The following is a 17223-nucleotide window of genomic DNA, read 5'->3' as shown; positions in this document are numbered from 1 at the left end:
CTCCGCGCAACGCCAACGGGTGTCGCAGACGATTGGGATCCAGCGGGCCTTAAAGAGCAATACGCAGACCAGGGCGACTTGATCTACAGAATGGCGATCACTAACGGAACGCAGTCGATTCGAACGGGTGGAGAAGGCGCTGCCCTTAAAGCCTCCGTATCACCCGCAAGAGCGCCTGACAAGACAATTACATGGTCTACGGATTCAGACCTGATCACTTTAAGCAGCACGACAGGCGAGGAAATCGTTGTAACCGGCCGGAATACGACAGAACAAGCCGAGTATGTCACGGTCAGAGCAACTGCAGTTAACGGTTTTTATGTTACGGCGCATATTTATGTTGAGCCGGAGTATATTGATCCGCCGACGTTCGTTGAAAAGCCGATTTTAAATGCACCGGCAAACGGCAAAGTAAGTCTCAATTATTCGATGGATCTGGGCAAGAAGGAGGATCAATCGGTCATTACATGGTACATTAGCGACGATGCTGCAGGAACAAATTCAAGAGCAGTCGCCATGAGCAGAGGAAATTTGCCCTTGAAGGAGTACACGCTTACTCCGGGTGATGCCGGAAAATATATTCGTGCAGGCGTTGAGCCCAAGCACTCGATCAGTAATCCGGGCCCAGCGGAATACGCCATGTCCGCCGCTCCGATCCGGGAGGCGGACATCCCATCGATGAACGTTTCTCCTAACTTCCGAAACTTCGTCATAACAACAAACGCAGAATACACCAGCGGTTTGTGGACCGTTGCCGGCAACTGGACATCGGCAGCGGGGGCGAATCTGGTAAATGGCTATGGGGTTAGAGCGGCTTCGCAGGGAGCGGCGCTGTACTATCAGCAGGATGCCAGGTTTGGAGATATGCAAATCAGTGCGGTGCTGTCGCCTGAGAAGATTGAAGGTCAAGGCTTTGGAAGCCCTGGCTCTGGCAGCGACGAACCACTCGTACAGAAATCGGATATCTTTATTAAATACGATCCGCGTACAAAGACCGGATATTCGTTGAGATTCTGGAGAACAACGCAATCCGGACAGAAAGTCATGTTCCAGCTTTATAAGATCGACAATGGTGTGGGCAGACCTATTAGCGACACACAAGTACTAACGGGCGTTCTCAAGCCAAACACGTATATAAATCTCGCAATAACAGGAAATACCTTTACGGTAAGCGCCTATAACGATGTGGACGACGAGGTATTATCCCTTGCGGAAACGATTGCTCCGAATGAATTTGGCGGGGCAGGCGTGCAGTGGTCTGGAACCGTTTCGAACGGAAACAGCAATGTGTACAGCCGCTTTGATATATCCTACCCTGGGCCAGATCCGGGCACGCCGACAGATCCGGGCACGCCGACAGATCCGGGCACGCCGACAGATCCGGGCACGCCGACAGATCCGGGCACGCCGACAGATCCGGGCACGCCAATAAATCCTGACACTCCGGTGAATCCTGCAGATCAGAGTAACGAAGCGGATGTTGTTGTCAATGGCAGGGCTGAACATATAGGAACATTAACGACGACATCCGTGAACGATCGTACAACAGCAGCGATAGTCATTAACTCTGGGGAATTACAAGCTGTCCTTGAAAGAGCAGGCCAGCATGCAATCATTGAGATATCAACGAATTTGAGCGCTGATTCTGTTATTGGAGAATTTACCGGCCAATCGGTCCAAATCATGGAGCAGAAACAGGCAGCTGTGAAAATAAAGACTCCGAATGCGACTTATACGCTGCCTGCACAGCAGATTAACATTCAAAAGCTATCAGAACAATTTGGTGCAGGCGTAAGGCTCGAAGATATAAAAGTACAAATCGGGATAGCGGCACCGACGGCAGCAGCGATGGAAATCGTTGAGAATTCAGCGGCTAAAGGAGAATTCAGCATCATCGTTTCCCCGCTGGACTTCACGGTAAGAGCTTTTCACGGGGATACTGCAATTGAAGCGGCCAGGTTCAATGCTTATGTGGAACGTACCATTGCTGTACCGGAGGGTACTGATCCAGGAAAAGTCACAACGGGTGTTGTTATTGAGCCTGACGGAACGGTTCGGCATGTACCCACCAAGGTTGTTGTGATTGACGGCAAGAATTTCATAAAAATAAACAGCTTAACAAACAGCATGTACACTGTAGTATGGCACCCCGTTGAGTTTAAGGATGTCGCAAGTCATTGGGCTAAAAATGCCGTTAATGATCTGGGGTCGCGAATGGTGATCCAGGGGGTCGGCGATGAGCTGTTTAATCCGGATCAGGAGATTACACGGGCAGAATTCACAGCGATTCTTGTTCGAGGATTGGGCTTGAAGCCGGAAATCGGGACCAGTTCGTTCTCAGATGTTCAAACAGCAGATTGGTTCAGCGGCGCTGTGCAAACGGCAGACTCCTTTAACCTGATCAGTGGGTTTGAAGATGGTACTTTCCGCCCGATGGATAGAATCACCCGGGAACAAGCGATGGTTATCATCGCTCATGCAATGAACGTTACCGGCCTGAAAGCAACGCTTCCATCCAGAGCAGCAGAAGAATTGCTTCTTCCATTCGCAGATGTCAGCAAGGCCTCCGAATGGGCGATGGACGGTATTTATGGCAGCTTGCAGGCAGGAATCGTTATGGGCAGAAGCAGCGGGGAGCTTGCTCCGGAAGCTTACATCACCAGAGCAGAGGCTGCCACCATTGTTCAGAGGCTTCTTCAGAAATCCAACCTGATTTAAATCTGCCAGGACAAAAGGTTATCCTTCGAGCAATAAGCCGCTTGCGGGGTAACCTTTTTTTCAAGCCATCGGGAAAAAGGCGATAGAAAGAGCATTAGAAAGAGCATCCTTGCCCATGCAGGAGAAACAATTATGCCGAAAAAAACCGCCGCAAGGTGCCGCCGTGCTCTTGATAGATGGAGGTGTCATTAGCACAGATCATAATCATGGGTACAGATCGTGCATCAAACGGTCTTCAAATGAACTAATGATTGTATCTGAAACGCTGCAGATGAATGTACAGTGAAGTTGCACAAAACTAATAATACGGAGGTCAAGCAAAATGAAGAGAAAAGGTTTAGCGTTATTGCTGAGCATGATTATGATCTGCAGCATCGTTCTGTCCGCGTGCTCCGGCAAAGGCGCAGAGAACACGAATGCACCAGCTGCAGGAGAGTCACCAGCCGGGGACGATGCAGCTGCAACGGATGTGGTTGAACCGGAAGCGCCAACGGAAATCACAATTATGCTTCCATTGAATACACCAGAGACGCCGCCGGACAGGATTAAGAATGAAGTAGAGAAGCTGACCAATACGAAGCTTACTTATCAATTCTTTCCGGCAGATGCGTATGAGGAAAAATTGAATACAGCATTCGCTACCGGATCGCTGCCGCAGGTCACATATTTGAAGAATCAAGCCAGCTTTATTTTATTTAAAGATGCCATTCGTGATGGACAGTTCTGGGAAATCGGCCCGTATATGCAAGAGTTTCCAAACCTGGGCAAATTAAAGGAAATCATTCTAAACAATACGAAGGTAGACGGGAAAATTTACTCCTTGTATCTGGGAAGAGAATTAGCGCGTCAAGGTATGATCTACCGTAAAGATTGGGCGGACAAGTTAGGCTTGAAGGCTCCCGCCAATGTGGATGAATACTTTGAGATGCTGAGGGCGTTTACCGAAGATGATCCCGATGGCAATAACAAGGACGATACCGTCGGCTTGACGGATCGTAATGATCTGATCTACGGCGCTTTCAAAACAGCTGCCGCATGGTTCGGTACGCCGAATAATTGGGGCGAGCAGGAAGGTAAACTGCTGCCTGAGTTCATGTTCCCGGAATATATCGAAACGATGGACTACTTCGCCAAGATCCGGGATGCGGGATACATGAATAAGGACTTTGCTGCAACGAGTAAAACCGACCAGGTTAATATGTTCCAGGCAGGAACAGCAGGAACTTATATCGGTTCGATGGCAGATGTGAACGGTTTGTTCAATAATCTGGTCAAGAACGTTCCTCTAGCTGAAGTTGACGTTCAAAGCCACATTAATGGACCTAAAGGCACATTTGGCAGCTGGACCATTCCCGGCTATAACAATGTTGTTTTGTTCCCGAAATCGGCCATCAAGGATGAAGTCGAATTGAAGAAAATATTAGCGTTTTTCGATAAAATGATGACACCTGAAGTTGCAAATATGATGTATTGGGGCATTGAAAATGAACATTATACCATCGTTGACGGTCGTGCGAAAGATGGAGACGATCCGGACAAGAACATTAGAGAAGTGAAAGGCTATAAGGACAGCGTGATCGGTGAGCCTGAAACAAATGGCCGATACGAGCCTTATTACACGCTTGACGCCGCTAATAAAGCCGTACAATTAGCGAAGGAAAATGAAGGCTTCATGATCAATGATCCGACAACAACTCTGGATTCGGCAACTTATACGGAGCAAGGTGTACAGCTTCAGCAAATTATTACGGATGCCACTTATAAATATATTTACAGGAGCATTGATGCAGCCGGATTTCAAGCGGCTATCAAGGATTGGAGAGAACGCGGCGGCGATAAAATCATTGAAGAATATAACGCAGCCTATAAGAAATGAGAGCATGCAACGCCACACCGCGCGCTGGGAGCTGCGCGCGGTGCGAAGGGTAAAACCGGTAATGAGGTGTAGTCAAGCGGAAGAGATTGTGAATTGAACAATCTCTTCCGAATCGTTAATTCTGTATGAAGAAAGGAAGAACGATCATGCAAGACTCAGCAGTTCAAACTGCGCAAGCCTATGTGCCAAAACCCGGCAGCAGCGAACTAAAGAAACGGATCTGGAAAAACAAGCTGCTGTATATCATGATCGCCCCCGGTCTGATTTATTTTGTTTTATTTAAATATTTACCGATGTACGGGTTGATTATCTCGTTTCAGGACTATAAGCCCTTCAAGGGGATAACCGGAAGTGAATGGGTGGGCTTTAAGCATTTCGAAAGATTGTTCACCGAGCCGGATTTCATCAACATTCTATTGAATACGTTTATTTTGTTTGGGATGAATCTGATCTTCTTCTTCCCGATTCCGATTATTCTGGCTTTAATGCTGAATGAGGTCCGAATATCTTATCTTAAACGAACGATCCAAACGATCATTTACATTCCTCATTTTATGTCCTGGGTCATTATTGTATCGATCAGCTTCGTCATGCTCACGATGGACGGCGGACTGATCAATGAGCTTCTCGTCTATTTTGGCTTTAATGAGGTGAACTTCCTGCTAAGCCTGGAATGGTTTAGACCCGTGTACATTCTACAGGTGATCTGGCGGGAGGCGGGGTGGGGGACGATTATATATTTAGCAGCCATTGCAGCAGTAGATTTGCAGTTGTATGAAGCGGCCCGCATTGATGGCGCCGGCCGGTTTCGGCAAATTTGGCATATTACATTGCCGGCTATCCGGAGCGTGGTTGTCTTGCTATTGATTCTGAAAATAGGCGACGTCCTTGAACTCGGCTTTGAGCATGTCTATTTATTGTTAAATACGATGAACCGCGGTGTTGCAGAAATAATAGATACCTACGTATTTACTGCTGGATTAAGACAGCAGCAGTTCAGCTATAGTGCCGCAATCGGCGCTTTCAAATCGATTGTCGGGCTCATTTTGATTGCAGCCGCAAACAGATTGGCCAAAAAAATGGGGGAAGAGGGTATCTACTAATGGTCGAAGATACTTCATTCCGGGGTCGATTGTTCTCTTCCGTTAATCTTGCCATCCTGATCCTGATTGCCTTGATTATGATCTTGCCGTTCATCCATATCATCGCGGGCTCGTTCACAACCTCTGCAGAGCTATCGGTCAGGAAATTTGTACTTCTCCCAACGCGGTGGAGTCTCGATGCTTACCGCTTTATCTTCTCCACGAGCACCATCGCTAAGGCATTGGGAGTTTCCGCCGGGGTTACCGCTGCCGGAACGGCAATCAGCATGTTCATTACTTCGTTAATGGCTTACGGACTTGCGCGCAAAGATGTGGATGGCAGGAACTTGATCATGTTCCTTGTCGTCTTCACGATGCTGTTTAATGGGGGATTGATTCCAACCTTCCTGGTCGTGAAAGAACTGGGATTAATCGATTCTTATTGGGCACTCATTATTCCGGTTACGGTAAATGCCTTCAATATGGTAATACTCAAAAACTTTTTTCAAAACATACCTGAGGGACTTGAAGAGTCGGCGAAAATTGATGGCTGCAACGACTTTGGCATATTTTTTCGAATTGTGCTGCCGCTGTCCTTGCCCGCGATAGCGACAATTTCACTTTTCTACGCGGTGACGTATTGGAACACTTATCTTTCAGCCATTCTGTATTTGAATGATAATGCCAAATGGCCCATACAGATCCTGCTGCGGCAGATTGTTATTCTCGCCAGCGGTATGAATAGCGATTCGTCCATGGATAGTGAAGTCCCGCCGCCGGATCAAGCCATTAAGATGGCGGTTATTGTTGTAGCCACCCTCCCGATCCTGCTTGTCTATCCATTCCTGCAAAAGCATTTTGCCAAAGGCGCACTGCTCGGTTCGGTTAAAGGATAGTCAATGGCTATGTTACGTAAATAAAGAATGAAGGAGAGATACTGGAATGATTAATCAAGCAGAGCATAGCAGGAGGGTTCAACGAACCCCTCTGGAATGGGCAGAGGCTGCCTGCAATTCTTTAATGAACCGGTATTCACCGATGCAGTTGCCGCCGGCTAACCGCTGGCATTATCATCAGGGTGTGTTCCTGTGCGGGATGCTGCAATTATGGCAGAAAAATCATGACCAACGTTATTTGCTGTATGTGAAAGCGTATGCGGACCTGCTGATTGATGAATATGGCAATTTTTATTTTCAACGCGACGAACTGGATGCGATACAGGCTGGGCTTATTCTGTTCACGCTGGATGAACAATTCGGAGAAGCGCGTTACCGGTTGGCGGCAGCTAAATTACGGCAGCTTTTCCACACCCTCAATCTGACTTCCGAGGGCGGATTTTGGCATAAAGATAAGTATCCATACCAAATGTGGCTGGACGGTTTATATATGAGCGGAGTTTTCGCTGTGAAGTATGCGAGACACTATAACGCTTCCGAATTAGTGGATCAAACGTTGAAACAGGAAAAGCTGATGAGAACACATATGCAGGATCCGCGGACGGGATTGTACTATCATGCCTGGGATGAGCGCCGTCTCATGCCGTGGGCTGACCCGGAAACCGGCTGTTCACCGGAATTCTGGGGGAGATCGGCCGGCTGGTATGCCATTGCCATTGTTGACTTGATGGATGATTTGCCCGCAGGGCATCCCGCAACCGCCGAGTTAACCGGACATATTCGCGATCTACTGTACAGCTTGATCCGTTATCAGGATAAAGGCAGCGGTATGTGGTATCAGGTAATAGACAAGGGCAGCCGCTCCGACAATTGGTTGGAGTCATCCTGCACAAGTCTGTTTGTCTATGCGATTGCCAAGGCAATCAAACATGGTTATGTGGATAACGATTGCCGGTCTGCTGCTATCGCAGGGTACGAGGGGTTAATTCATTCTCTCTATGAGGATGAGCAAGGTCTTGTCATGCCGGGCATTTGTGTGGGTACCTCTGCGGGCGACTATACCCATTATGTGACAAGGGAAACCAGCGGGAATGATCTGCACGGAGTCGGTGCGCTCATCATGGCGTGCTGTGAAATGGATGGTCTTGTCCAGGCTTAATAATCAAACATTCAACCAGTTTGACGGTCCTGACGGTATTTGCCAGGCGTTATGCCTTCTATTTTACGGAACGAACGAATGAAATTTTGGGAATTATTGTACTGCAGTTTCTCAGAAATTTCTTTTATGGACATCGTGGTCTCGACCAAATATCTGATCGCTTTGCTGTGGCGATGCACGGCTAAATACTCGCTGAAGGGGATGCCTACCTCCTTACGGAATACACTGCTTAAATAGTTGGGATTGTAATGCATTCTGGCGGCAATGGAATCCAGCGAAATCTCCTTATCAAAGTCTTCTTGAATAATCATGATGATTTGTTCGGAGATATTCTTGTATTGCGATAATGTCCGTTCTTCAATAGCCACGATAATAGGTTCAATTACGGATTGCCGCAACCAAACCTGGATTTCCTTTGTTGTCCGCAATTTGAACATGCGCTCGAAAACCGACTGGTTATCGGTAAATGGCATGTACTGGATGCCAAGGGAGTGTGTGAGCTGGATAAAGTCGATGAGTAATCGGGTTGTCCAAATTTCGTATTCCTTTGGCCCCATATGATTATTTGATAAATTCAGGTAGAACAAAGCCAATAGCTTGTCTACCTCCCCGCGATCCGCAAGTTTAATGGCATCCGACAATTCGTTTTGCACTTTGGAGGGGAAGAACGTGTGGATGGGATATCCCCCTTGCGGCAGCTCCTGGTAATAAATAATCGCTTTATCTCCCAGACGTATCCGGTTTTTCAAAGCCTCTATGCTTTCCTGATAGGCCTGCTGGGTCGTGGACAGATCAAAGAACGGCAGACTGATCCCTATGCTGACATCCACATGGAGATATTTGAATATCGTAAGTTGAATGTCTTGGGCCAGTAAATAAATATCTTCTTTCAATTTGTCAGGGTCTGCTGCGTTGTTCAGCAAAATGGTTGTTTGAGATTGGTCGATGACGACCGGCGTTAACCGGCGATGCTCGGCAATCAATTCTTCTATAATATTGTTAATAGCAAACAGCAACAGGTCCAAATCATTGTCGTCATACCGCGTTCCTTCCAATGTGTCAATCTGGATCGTAATGACGGACAATTGTTTATATGAATCGGTGAAGCCCAGCGATTGGAGCTTTTCGCTGATTTCCCTGGAGCCCAGTCCCCCCTGGAACAGCTTGAACATGAACAGGATTTTGAGCTGTCCTGTTTGTGTTTGCAGCTGACCCTCCAGCTCGGAAGAGAAATGAAACAATTTCTTGATGGGATTATAGATTCTCTTCGTTACGATCCAGGCGGTTATGAGCGCAGCAAGCAGCAGCACGATGCAGATCACAGCCGTAAACCAGCCAATTGCACGTGATTCCTTTGTCAGTTCTTTGATGGATATGAAGGATAGATAGATCCATCCGTTGTAATCGGATTTTTGGTAGGTAACGGTAAATTCAGTACTATGATTGTTAATCTGGAATTGGCCGGAAGAGGGCACCAGATCTGATATCGGATCAAGCACGGATAATTTGACATCCACATCTTTAAGCAAAGTCGGATTGGCTTCCAGGAAGATCTGTTGATTCTGGTCTACGATCATCACGGATTCATTGGCCACATCATAGGAAAACATTTTACCAAGATAACAGACGGGGATTTGCGTAACAGCCAAGCCCTTTTTATTCATTGAATTGATGGGCAGTTTTTTAATTAATTGGATATTGGATTGGCAGTTGTCAGAGGCTGCTGAATTATTAATAGGAGAGTCGACCATCCATACAGAATCGAACGGAAGATCAAGGTACCGGGTAAAACGGTCCGCGTCTTTGATTTGATCCAGGCGATATAACCCGACATTATCAATAAACCATCCCTTATCCTGACTAAGCAAAATGATATCCGAAATGCCCGTATCGAAGGTTTGGAGATGAGTCAGTTCCTTTCTGATTTGATTGTACTGTTTAAATTGGGTGACAGTGAGGGGCTCGGTAAGGGTATCGATTAACAAGGCTGAGTTGACGAAGTAGGTAAGAGAATGGTCCGTTGTCTTCAATACTTGTTCAACGCTATTTTGAATACGAAACAGGTTCTGCTGCTTTGAATGATTGGCATTGATCTGAATCGTATGCGATGCCTTGAAGTATGAGAATATCCCAATCGTGATGACGGGCAGTGAACCAATGATTACACCAAATAACAGGATTTTGAGAAAATACATATTCGGTTGTTTGCTCATTGATCCTCCTGGAAGAAACTTATGATTGCGTCAGCGGGCGAGACTATAAAGCTTTGATATAATACCATGGATTCGTTACAATAAGTATAGCGCTTACATTCGGGAATTCAATACAAATTTGTGCTCTATCATCCTAACCGGGGCAATGGTGAATGAACGGAGGAGGAGGTCAAGCAGATGAGGAGCATAGGGATGATAAGACTGTTTGTCTTGACCGGCATATTTATGATGCTCCTTAGCGCATGCTTCTATAATAACACTGCAGATAATGGAAAGACAAAGCAAAAAGAGGACCCATTGGAAATCACCTGGACGGCAATTCTTTATGCGCCTGCACCACCCTCTGATGTTGTAATCAGCAAAATTGAGGAAGCTACAAATACAGATTTGAGCTTTACCTGGGTACCGGACGCGGTAAGTGAAGATAAAATTACAATCGCGCTTGCTTCGCACACCCTTACCAAGGTTGTCACGATTCAAGACATCAAGAGCACTGCCTACTTGAATGCTGCCCGCGGCGGAGTATTCTGGGAAATAGGTCCATATCTCAAGGATTTCCCCAATCTAAGCAAAATGAATCCGTCGATTCTGCAGGATACGGCCATTGACGGCAAGAACTATGGCATCTACCGGGAACGTGATTTGTCCAGACAAGGGATTATTATTCGTAAGGACTGGCTGGAGAAGCTTGGTTTGCCGGAGCCTGAAACCCTCAATGATTTGTATAATATCTTTGTCGCCTTCAAGGAGCAGGACCCGGATGGCAATCTGATTGATGATACTTTTGGAATACCTGACCGCAATGATTTGGTATTCGGTATATTTAAGACGCTGGCTTCCTACGAAGGAGCTCCGAATAGCTGGGGGTTGAAGGATGGAAAGCTGGTCCCTGATTTCATGTTCAAGGAATATATGGATACGATGAAATTCATGAAGAAGCTTTATGTGGAAAAGCTGATCAATCCGGACTTCGCCGTGACGAGCAAGCAGCAGCAATGGGATTATTTTACGAATGAACATGCCGGTGTGTATATCGGGAATATGGATGATTCCAAGAATCTGAATAGTGCCTTGCTGAAAGTGAATCCCGATGCACAGCTTGATTTGATCAACCGGATCAATGGGCCTGATGGCAAGCCTCATATATGGTCACAAGCCGGGCATAACGGGGTCTATGTTTTTCCCAAATCACAAGTGAAAACAGAAGAGGAATTGAAGCGGATTCTGGCTTTCTTCGACAGGCTGGGGGATCCGGATATATACAGGTTGACGCAGCTTGGCATAGAAGGGATTCATTATAAGGTGATCGGCGAGCGGGTTTATGAAAATATTTCCGGTGCCGCAGCAGCAATCGAGAAGGATGTTCGTCCACTGTCTTCGATTCAGGTTACCGTTCCCGAGCTGCTAAAACCGGATAATGATCCGCTAAGGAAGAAGAATATTTTGTTCAATGCGGACAATGTCAATTTTATTGTTCCGAATCCTGCGGATGCTCTGGAATCGGTCACCTTCAATGAGAAGGGAAATGAATTGAACCAAATCATGGAGGACGCGACCTATGATTTTATTCTGGGCAGCATTGATGAAGCAGGATTCCGGAAAGCCATTGACGTATGGAGCGAGCAAGGGGGGGATCAAGTCATTGACGAGTACAATGACGCATACCATGCAGCTCATTAGGTTAGAGCATTCAGCGATAAAGCAGATCATGCAGGGGACGGTTCGTTAAAAAACGATCATGGTAGCAGCCTTGGCTTGGTTACAGGATCCAGGTGACACATACGGCAGTTTCTTCAATAATAGTACTCTCCTCCTGCAGCCGCAGGGGGTTTTTTACGTGCAATCATTGATGACTGTTGATTGAGGCAAGGCTTGCAAGATTATATCCACAGGGCAAATGCCCGGTTTCGCGTAATGTGCTCCAGCCTTCGAAAAATCTGGCGCTCTCCTGATTATATCCGGTTATGATGAAAGGATGTTATGCTCGATTTAACAAAGCGTAAAGGTGGAGATTACATGGTGCGAACTATACATGTGGACGAAATTGTCGATAACGTGGCCCGTTTATGTTGGGAGGCCTGCTATTATTTGCCTGCAGACATCGTAGAAGGCTTCAGGAAAGCAGAGCGGACAGAACAATCGCCTTTGGGCAAATCGATCATCAGTCAGCTCATCGAGAATGCCGAATTAGCGGCGGAGCAGCATATGCCTTATTGTCATGATACGGGACTTGCTATCGTATATGCCGATGTGGGCCAGGATGTTCACATTACGGGCGGTCCTTTCCTGGAAGCAATCCAGGCGGGTGTTCGAAAAGGCTACGAGGAGGGCTTCCTGCGCAAGTCGGTGGTCGGCGATCCGCTGCTGCGCGTAAATACAAACGACAATACGCCGGCTGTCGTTCATACGGAAATCGTGCCGGGGGATCAAATCAAGCTGACCTTGCTGCCCAAAGGCGGCGGCAGTGAAAATATGAGCGCCATGAAGTTCCTGCTGCCCGGCGAAGGGGAAGAGGGTGTCAAGCAGTTTGTGCTCGATACCATTATTGCTGCCGGAGGAAAAGCGTGCCCGCCGATTGTAGTCGGCGTCGGGATCGGCGGCTCCTTTGACAAGGTGACGGCGATTGCCAAGGAATCTGTGCTGCGTGAAATCGGACAGCACCATCACGAACCGCATATTGCGCGGCTCGAGAGGGAGCTGCTTGAGCTGGTTAACAAGACCGGAATCGGGCCGCAAGGACTCGGCGGAACCAATACCGCACTCTGGGTATCCGTGGAAACCTATGCCTGCCACATTACGGCGCTCCCGGTCGCCGTTAATATTCAATGTCACGCCGCGCGGAAACAATCAACAGTCATTTAGGGAGGAGCTGTCCAAGGTGACACAATACCGTGTAAATACGCCGCTTGCTGAAGATTTCATTCACCAACTCAAGGCTGGGGATGAGGTGCTGCTCTCCGGAGCGATCTACCTGGCCAGGGACGCTGCACATAAACGAATGATTGCCAGGCTTGAGCTGGGGGAGCAGCTTCCCGTCGACCTGAGAGGGCAAATTATTTTTTACGCAGGGCCTTGTCCTCCCAAACCGGGACAAATCATTGGTCCCATTGCCCCGACGACTGCTTTTCGGATGGACCCTTACGCCCCGGCCATGTACGAATACGGGGTGAAGGGGACGATCGGTAAAGGGCCGCGGGGGGATACGGTCAAGGAGGCCTGCATGCGGTACAATGCCGTTTCTTTTGCGGCAATTGGCGGGCTCTCCGCGGTACTTAGCCAAAAGGTGAGGGCCGTTGAAATTGTTGCTTATGAGGATCTGGGTCCGGAAGCGATCCGCTGGCTTCTGGTGGAGGACTTTCCGCTGCTTGTCGCTTACGATGCTCATGGAAATGATCTGTACGAACAGGAAATTGCAAAATACAGACAGATATAAACCATTCGGAGGTCGGCAAATATGAGAAATGTGATGGTAATCGGGGACAGCATCTCAATCCAATACGGTCCGTTTTTGAGTACGCTGCTTGCGGGCAGGTTCCGCTATGACCGAAAGCGCGGCGGCGATCAGGCGATGGTCGATCTGGATAAAGCCATGGGTGCCAATGGCGGAGACAGCTCGATGGTTTTAAGCTATTTGAAGTCGGAATGCAAGAGCGGCGTGCATTACGATATTTTGCTGCTGAACTGCGGACTGCACGATATGAAGACGGATCCGCGAACCCGTGCCAAGCAGGTTCCGCTTGACTCGTACGAGGACAACCTGAAGGAAATAGCCAAACTCGCCATGGAAATGGCAAACGTGGTGGTTTGGATTCGGACGACAGACGTCGTGGAGGAGCTTCATAATAGTCCAGGCAAAACGTTCCACCGGTTCCATGAAGACGTCTTGCTTTATAATGCAGCGGCTGACTCCATCTTCGCAGAACTGGGAATACCCCGGATCGACCTGTACAGCTTGACAAGGAAATTCGGAAACTCCGCTTACTGCGATCACGTTCACTTTGTAGATGAGGTGCGGCGGCTGCAAGCGGCATTTATAGCGGGTTTCCTGGAATCGCGATTTGACAATAGCGCAGCCGGCAGTTAACACCTCTAAATGATTATGCGGAGTCGCTCTTATGATTATCAGGCTGGATGAAGCCTGATATACCGCTTTTTGAAAGCGCATCCATTTTGACTCTCTAGTGATTGTATCCGGTTACGACAGGTGATGGTATGCTCGGCTTAACACGAACCAGTCATACAAACCTTGTATGCAGAAAGGATGGTCAAATCATTGAAAGCGCTATCGGCAAATAAACCGAATCCCATGGTTACGCCCACGGCTGGAGACTTTCTCAAGAAACGGTTGATCAAAAACCGCTGGATGTACTACATGCTGGCGCCGGGTATTTTGTATTTTCTTATTTTCAAATATGCGCCTATGTGGGGCGTGCTCATCGCTTTCCAGGATTATTCGCCCTTTACCGGTTTCTTGCGAAGCTCCTGGGTCGGCTTCGAGCATTTCCGCATTTTCTTCAGCGAGCCCGAGTTTTGGATGCTGTTTAGAAATACATTTATTCTGGCGGTCTATAATATTTTGTTCTTTTTTCCGCTTCCCATTATTATTGCGCTTTTGTTGAACGAGGTGCGCAAGGAGGCATACAAGCGGGTTATTCAAAGCTTGATTTATATTCCCCATTTTATTTCCTGGGTCGTCGTCGTTGGTCTTGCCTATATTCTGTTCACCACCGAAGGCGGCATTGTGAATGAGCTTATCTTTCAATATGGAGGGGAAAAGATTAATTTTCTGCTTAATCCGGATTGGTTCCGGGTGATGATCGTCAGCGAATCGATCTGGAAGGAAACCGGATGGGGCACGATTCTATTCCTGGCTGCGCTGTCGGGTGTTGATCCCCAGCTGTATGAAGCGGCCCGGATGGATGGAGCCAGCCGGTGGAAGCAAATGGTTCATGTCACGCTTCCCGCGATTCAAAGCACGATTGTGGTGCTGCTCATTCTTCGCATGGGATCTTTTCTGGATACCGGATTTGAGCAGATATTCCTGATGCTTAATCCGATGAATCGGGAGGTCGGAGAGGTATTCGAGACGTATGTGTATGAACGCGGCATCCAGCAGGGGGATTTCAGCTATTCAACGGCGGTCAATTTGTTCAAATCGGCCATCGGCATTATTTTGGTGGTCAGCTCTAATTACTTCGCCAAGAAGATGGGCGAGGAAGGCATCTATTAGAAGTACAACGTCTATCGCTGGCAGATAAGGAGTGGGTAACATGCGTAAGGGATCGCTTGGCAGCAGATTGTTCGATATCGGCAACAACACCTTTCTGGGTCTGTTCGGTCTGGCCACGGTGCTTCCGTTTATTTATGTCGTCGCAGGCTCGTTCACCTCGCCTCAGGAATTTATCACCAGGAAGATTGTGTTGTTCCCGCACGAATTTTCCCTGGAGGGTTACATCTATATTTTCTCCACAAGCGTGCTCCTCACAAGTCTGGGGGTAACGATCTTTATTACGGTCACCGGAACCGCGATCAATCTGCTGTTTACCTGCCTGATGGCCTATCCGCTGGCCCGCAAGGATCTGGACGGCCGGCGGATCATCATGCTGGGGGTTATATTCTCGATGCTGTTCAGCGGAGGAATGATTCCGACGTTTCTGGTCGTCAAGTCATTGGGGATGATCAATTCCTATTGGTCGCTGCTCCTGCCGGGAGCGATCAGCGCATTTAACCTGATTGTACTGAAGAACTTTTTCCAGCAGATGCCGGAGGGGCTGGAGGAAGCGGCCAAAATCGACGGCTGCAATGATCTGCGTATCTTGTGGCAAATTGTACTGCCGCTCTCGCTCCCGGCCATTGCCACCTTCTCGCTATTTTACGCGGTTAACCATTGGAACTCCTTTTTCCATGCGGTTCTGTACATCAACGACAGCTACAAGTGGCCGATTCAGGTGTGGCTGCGGCAAATCGTTATTCTATCGTCGGGCGGGCTGGGCGATTCGGCGACCTTTGATTCCAATTATATCGTTCCACCGAGTCAGATTATCAAGATGTCCGTGATCGTCATATCCACGCTGCCGATCCTGTGCGTCTACCCGTTCCTGCAGAAGCATTTTGCCAAAGGAGCCTTGATCGGTTCTGTTAAAGGATAAGAAATCGTGGCGTCCACATAAGGAGGTTCTATGAATAATCTCTATCAGATGGAACGTTCACCACCGAAGCCAAGATGCGGAAACGGCCGACAACGAAACGAGAACCCGGCCGATCGGCCACCAAAACAGGATAATTTGAGAGGTAAACAGAGATAACGGAAACGGACCGGTAAAGCAGTGACCAATAGCCAATTTTGAAACGGAGGATGAGACATGTCAGAGAGCGTAACTCAAACAGCCTTAATCGAGGATTGTCTTGCCATTATGCTGGTATCGGATCAAATCTGCGAAGCTTTTAAAGAGGTGGTCCAAGGCCATGAGAATTTTGCCCAGTTCGGCAGCGTAACAGACATCACCGCGGGCTTTCCGGTCCAACTATTGGAGAAATACCGTGATAACTGGGACTCCCATAAGAGGCCTGAAGAGGAAATCGGCTTCAGGTCTGCCCCGCTTGTACCCAAAACCAAACCGGAATCCATCCTGGCGTTTGTTCTTGGCTGGTTATGCCACAGGGCTGCCGAGCATCACCTGAAGCCGGAATCGGCAGAATCCGGAATGTACCGTGACGCTTTTCTTTTCCACCGCTTGTACGTGAATAACAGCAATACGCCTGAACCCTACAGAACAGAGGCATACGATAAAAAGGCCAAAAGCCTGCCTGCCTCAGCTTCCATCAGCAGCGGGGATGTACAGGAATTGTTTCAGGTGATACAGCAGCGCCTTCTCATTGAGATGCATACCTTCGTTCCGGACGTTGAAGATATTGAAGTCTGGCTCGACAGGCTGCATGCCAACTATCAGGAACGGGCTGCATATATGGACCGCTATGCGGAAGCTGTAATGAACCCGGACCCGGCGAAGGTGCAGCAGCTTGTGACGGATACGAACTTCTATGACGACGAGGATGCGATTATTCAACTGGCTCAAGCTGTCCGGCAGGGGAGGAAGCCGTCACAGGAAACGATCGAAGCGGCATTAGCAGCCGAGCCGGGGAGCAGCTATGCGAAGGCCTTGAAGGAGGGCCTCGGCAACCTGCGCAATGCCAGCGTGTTCTTCTCAGGCGGGATTGAATCGAATAAATTGAACAAGCTTTTGGCTGTCTAGCGAAAAAGGTCACGCAGCGTGGATAC

General features: G+C 48.1%; 13 protein-coding genes. 12 read left to right on the top strand and 1 reads right to left on the bottom strand.

Annotated features, from left to right (window positions below; all coding sequences use genetic code 11):
- Nucleotides 1-90: 90 nt before the first annotated feature.
- From AC0YOB_RS20775 to AC0YOB_RS20755, 5 genes are all read left to right on the top strand, one after another.
- A complete protein-coding gene (locus AC0YOB_RS20775) occupies nucleotides 91-2718 on the top strand; it encodes an S-layer homology domain-containing protein (protein WP_475794377.1) in 2628 nt (875 codons plus the stop codon).
- A 322-nt stretch (nucleotides 2719-3040) separates the two neighbouring features.
- A complete protein-coding gene (locus AC0YOB_RS20770) occupies nucleotides 3041-4594 on the top strand; it encodes an extracellular solute-binding protein (protein WP_475794376.1) in 1554 nt (517 codons plus the stop codon).
- 146 nt (nucleotides 4595-4740) lie between these two features.
- On the top strand, nucleotides 4741-5697 hold the full coding sequence (locus tag AC0YOB_RS20765) for an ABC transporter permease (protein WP_475794375.1): 957 nt from the start codon (nucleotides 4741-4743) through the stop codon (nucleotides 5695-5697).
- Nucleotides 5697-6572: a carbohydrate ABC transporter permease gene (locus AC0YOB_RS20760; RefSeq protein ID WP_475794374.1), complete on the top strand. Its 876-nt coding sequence runs from the start codon at nucleotides 5697-5699 to the stop codon at nucleotides 6570-6572. Before AC0YOB_RS20765 ends, AC0YOB_RS20760 begins: the two co-directional genes overlap by 1 nt.
- Nucleotides 6573-6618: 46 nt before the next feature.
- Complete coding sequence (locus AC0YOB_RS20755) at nucleotides 6619-7731, top strand: glycoside hydrolase family 88/105 protein (RefSeq protein ID WP_475794373.1); 1113 nt, start codon at nucleotides 6619-6621, stop codon at nucleotides 7729-7731.
- A gap of 11 nt (nucleotides 7732-7742) precedes the next feature.
- On the opposite strand, the gene AC0YOB_RS20750 is transcribed toward AC0YOB_RS20755, so the two are convergent.
- The gene (locus tag AC0YOB_RS20750) at nucleotides 7743-9944 is read right to left on the bottom strand and encodes a helix-turn-helix domain-containing protein (protein ID WP_475794372.1); all 2202 of its coding nucleotides are present in this window, start codon (nucleotides 9942-9944) and stop codon (nucleotides 7743-7745) included.
- Nucleotides 9945-10121: 177 nt separating this feature from the next.
- On the opposite strand from AC0YOB_RS20750, the gene AC0YOB_RS20745 reads away from it, so the two are divergent.
- The 7 genes from AC0YOB_RS20745 to AC0YOB_RS20715 all read left to right on the top strand — a co-directional run bounded on the left by AC0YOB_RS20745 (nucleotide 10122) and on the right by AC0YOB_RS20715 (nucleotide 17197).
- On the top strand, nucleotides 10122-11624 hold the full coding sequence (locus tag AC0YOB_RS20745) for an extracellular solute-binding protein (protein WP_475794371.1): 1503 nt from the start codon (nucleotides 10122-10124) through the stop codon (nucleotides 11622-11624).
- A 336-nt stretch (nucleotides 11625-11960) separates the two neighbouring features.
- Nucleotides 11961-12806 (top strand): fumarate hydratase, encoded by an 846-nt coding sequence (locus AC0YOB_RS20740; RefSeq protein WP_379114022.1) that lies wholly within the window; start codon nucleotides 11961-11963, stop codon nucleotides 12804-12806.
- On the top strand, nucleotides 12727-13377 hold the full coding sequence (locus tag AC0YOB_RS20735; protein ID WP_475794370.1) for a FumA C-terminus/TtdB family hydratase beta subunit: 651 nt from the start codon (nucleotides 12727-12729) through the stop codon (nucleotides 13375-13377). Before AC0YOB_RS20740 ends, AC0YOB_RS20735 begins: the two co-directional genes overlap by 80 nt.
- Nucleotides 13378-13398: 21 nt before the next feature.
- Nucleotides 13399-14028 carry an SGNH/GDSL hydrolase family protein gene (locus AC0YOB_RS20730; RefSeq protein ID WP_475794369.1) on the top strand — a complete coding sequence of 210 codons (630 nt, stop codon included), beginning with the start codon at nucleotides 13399-13401 and terminating at the stop codon, nucleotides 14026-14028.
- A gap of 189 nt (nucleotides 14029-14217) precedes the next feature.
- Complete coding sequence (locus AC0YOB_RS20725) at nucleotides 14218-15174, top strand: ABC transporter permease (protein ID WP_475794368.1); 957 nt, start codon at nucleotides 14218-14220, stop codon at nucleotides 15172-15174.
- A 40-nt stretch (nucleotides 15175-15214) separates the two neighbouring features.
- Nucleotides 15215-16093 carry a carbohydrate ABC transporter permease gene (locus tag AC0YOB_RS20720; RefSeq protein ID WP_210037914.1) on the top strand — a complete coding sequence of 293 codons (879 nt, stop codon included), beginning with the start codon at nucleotides 15215-15217 and terminating at the stop codon, nucleotides 16091-16093.
- A 213-nt stretch (nucleotides 16094-16306) separates the two neighbouring features.
- Nucleotides 16307-17197 (top strand): hypothetical protein, encoded by an 891-nt coding sequence (locus AC0YOB_RS20715; RefSeq protein ID WP_475794367.1) that lies wholly within the window; start codon nucleotides 16307-16309, stop codon nucleotides 17195-17197.
- Nucleotides 17198-17223: the final 26 nt, after the last annotated feature.

This window comes from Paenibacillus sp. JT31N17 (genome assembly GCF_056269255.1).
This window is presented reverse-complemented; position numbering and strand designations above follow the sequence as displayed.

Coding starts and splice junctions, on each gene's coding strand:
- AC0YOB_RS20735 (WP_475794370.1), top strand. CDS start 12,727: ATGCCTGCCACATTACGGCGCTCCCGGTCGCCGTTAATATTCAATGTC.
- AC0YOB_RS20750 (WP_475794372.1), bottom strand. CDS start 9,944: ATGAGCAAACAACCGAATATGTATTTTCTCAAAATCCTGTTATTTGGT.
- AC0YOB_RS20740 (WP_379114022.1), top strand. CDS start 11,961: ATGGTGCGAACTATACATGTGGACGAAATTGTCGATAACGTGGCCCGT.
- AC0YOB_RS20770 (WP_475794376.1), top strand. CDS start 3,041: ATGAAGAGAAAAGGTTTAGCGTTATTGCTGAGCATGATTATGATCTGC.
- AC0YOB_RS20765 (WP_475794375.1), top strand. CDS start 4,741: ATGCAAGACTCAGCAGTTCAAACTGCGCAAGCCTATGTGCCAAAACCC.
- AC0YOB_RS20720 (WP_210037914.1), top strand. CDS start 15,215: ATGCGTAAGGGATCGCTTGGCAGCAGATTGTTCGATATCGGCAACAAC.
- AC0YOB_RS20775 (WP_475794377.1), top strand. CDS start 91: ATGGCGATCACTAACGGAACGCAGTCGATTCGAACGGGTGGAGAAGGC.
- AC0YOB_RS20745 (WP_475794371.1), top strand. CDS start 10,122: ATGAGGAGCATAGGGATGATAAGACTGTTTGTCTTGACCGGCATATTT.
- AC0YOB_RS20760 (WP_475794374.1), top strand. CDS start 5,697: ATGGTCGAAGATACTTCATTCCGGGGTCGATTGTTCTCTTCCGTTAAT.
- AC0YOB_RS20730 (WP_475794369.1), top strand. CDS start 13,399: ATGAGAAATGTGATGGTAATCGGGGACAGCATCTCAATCCAATACGGT.
- AC0YOB_RS20755 (WP_475794373.1), top strand. CDS start 6,619: ATGATTAATCAAGCAGAGCATAGCAGGAGGGTTCAACGAACCCCTCTG.
- AC0YOB_RS20715 (WP_475794367.1), top strand. CDS start 16,307: ATGTCAGAGAGCGTAACTCAAACAGCCTTAATCGAGGATTGTCTTGCC.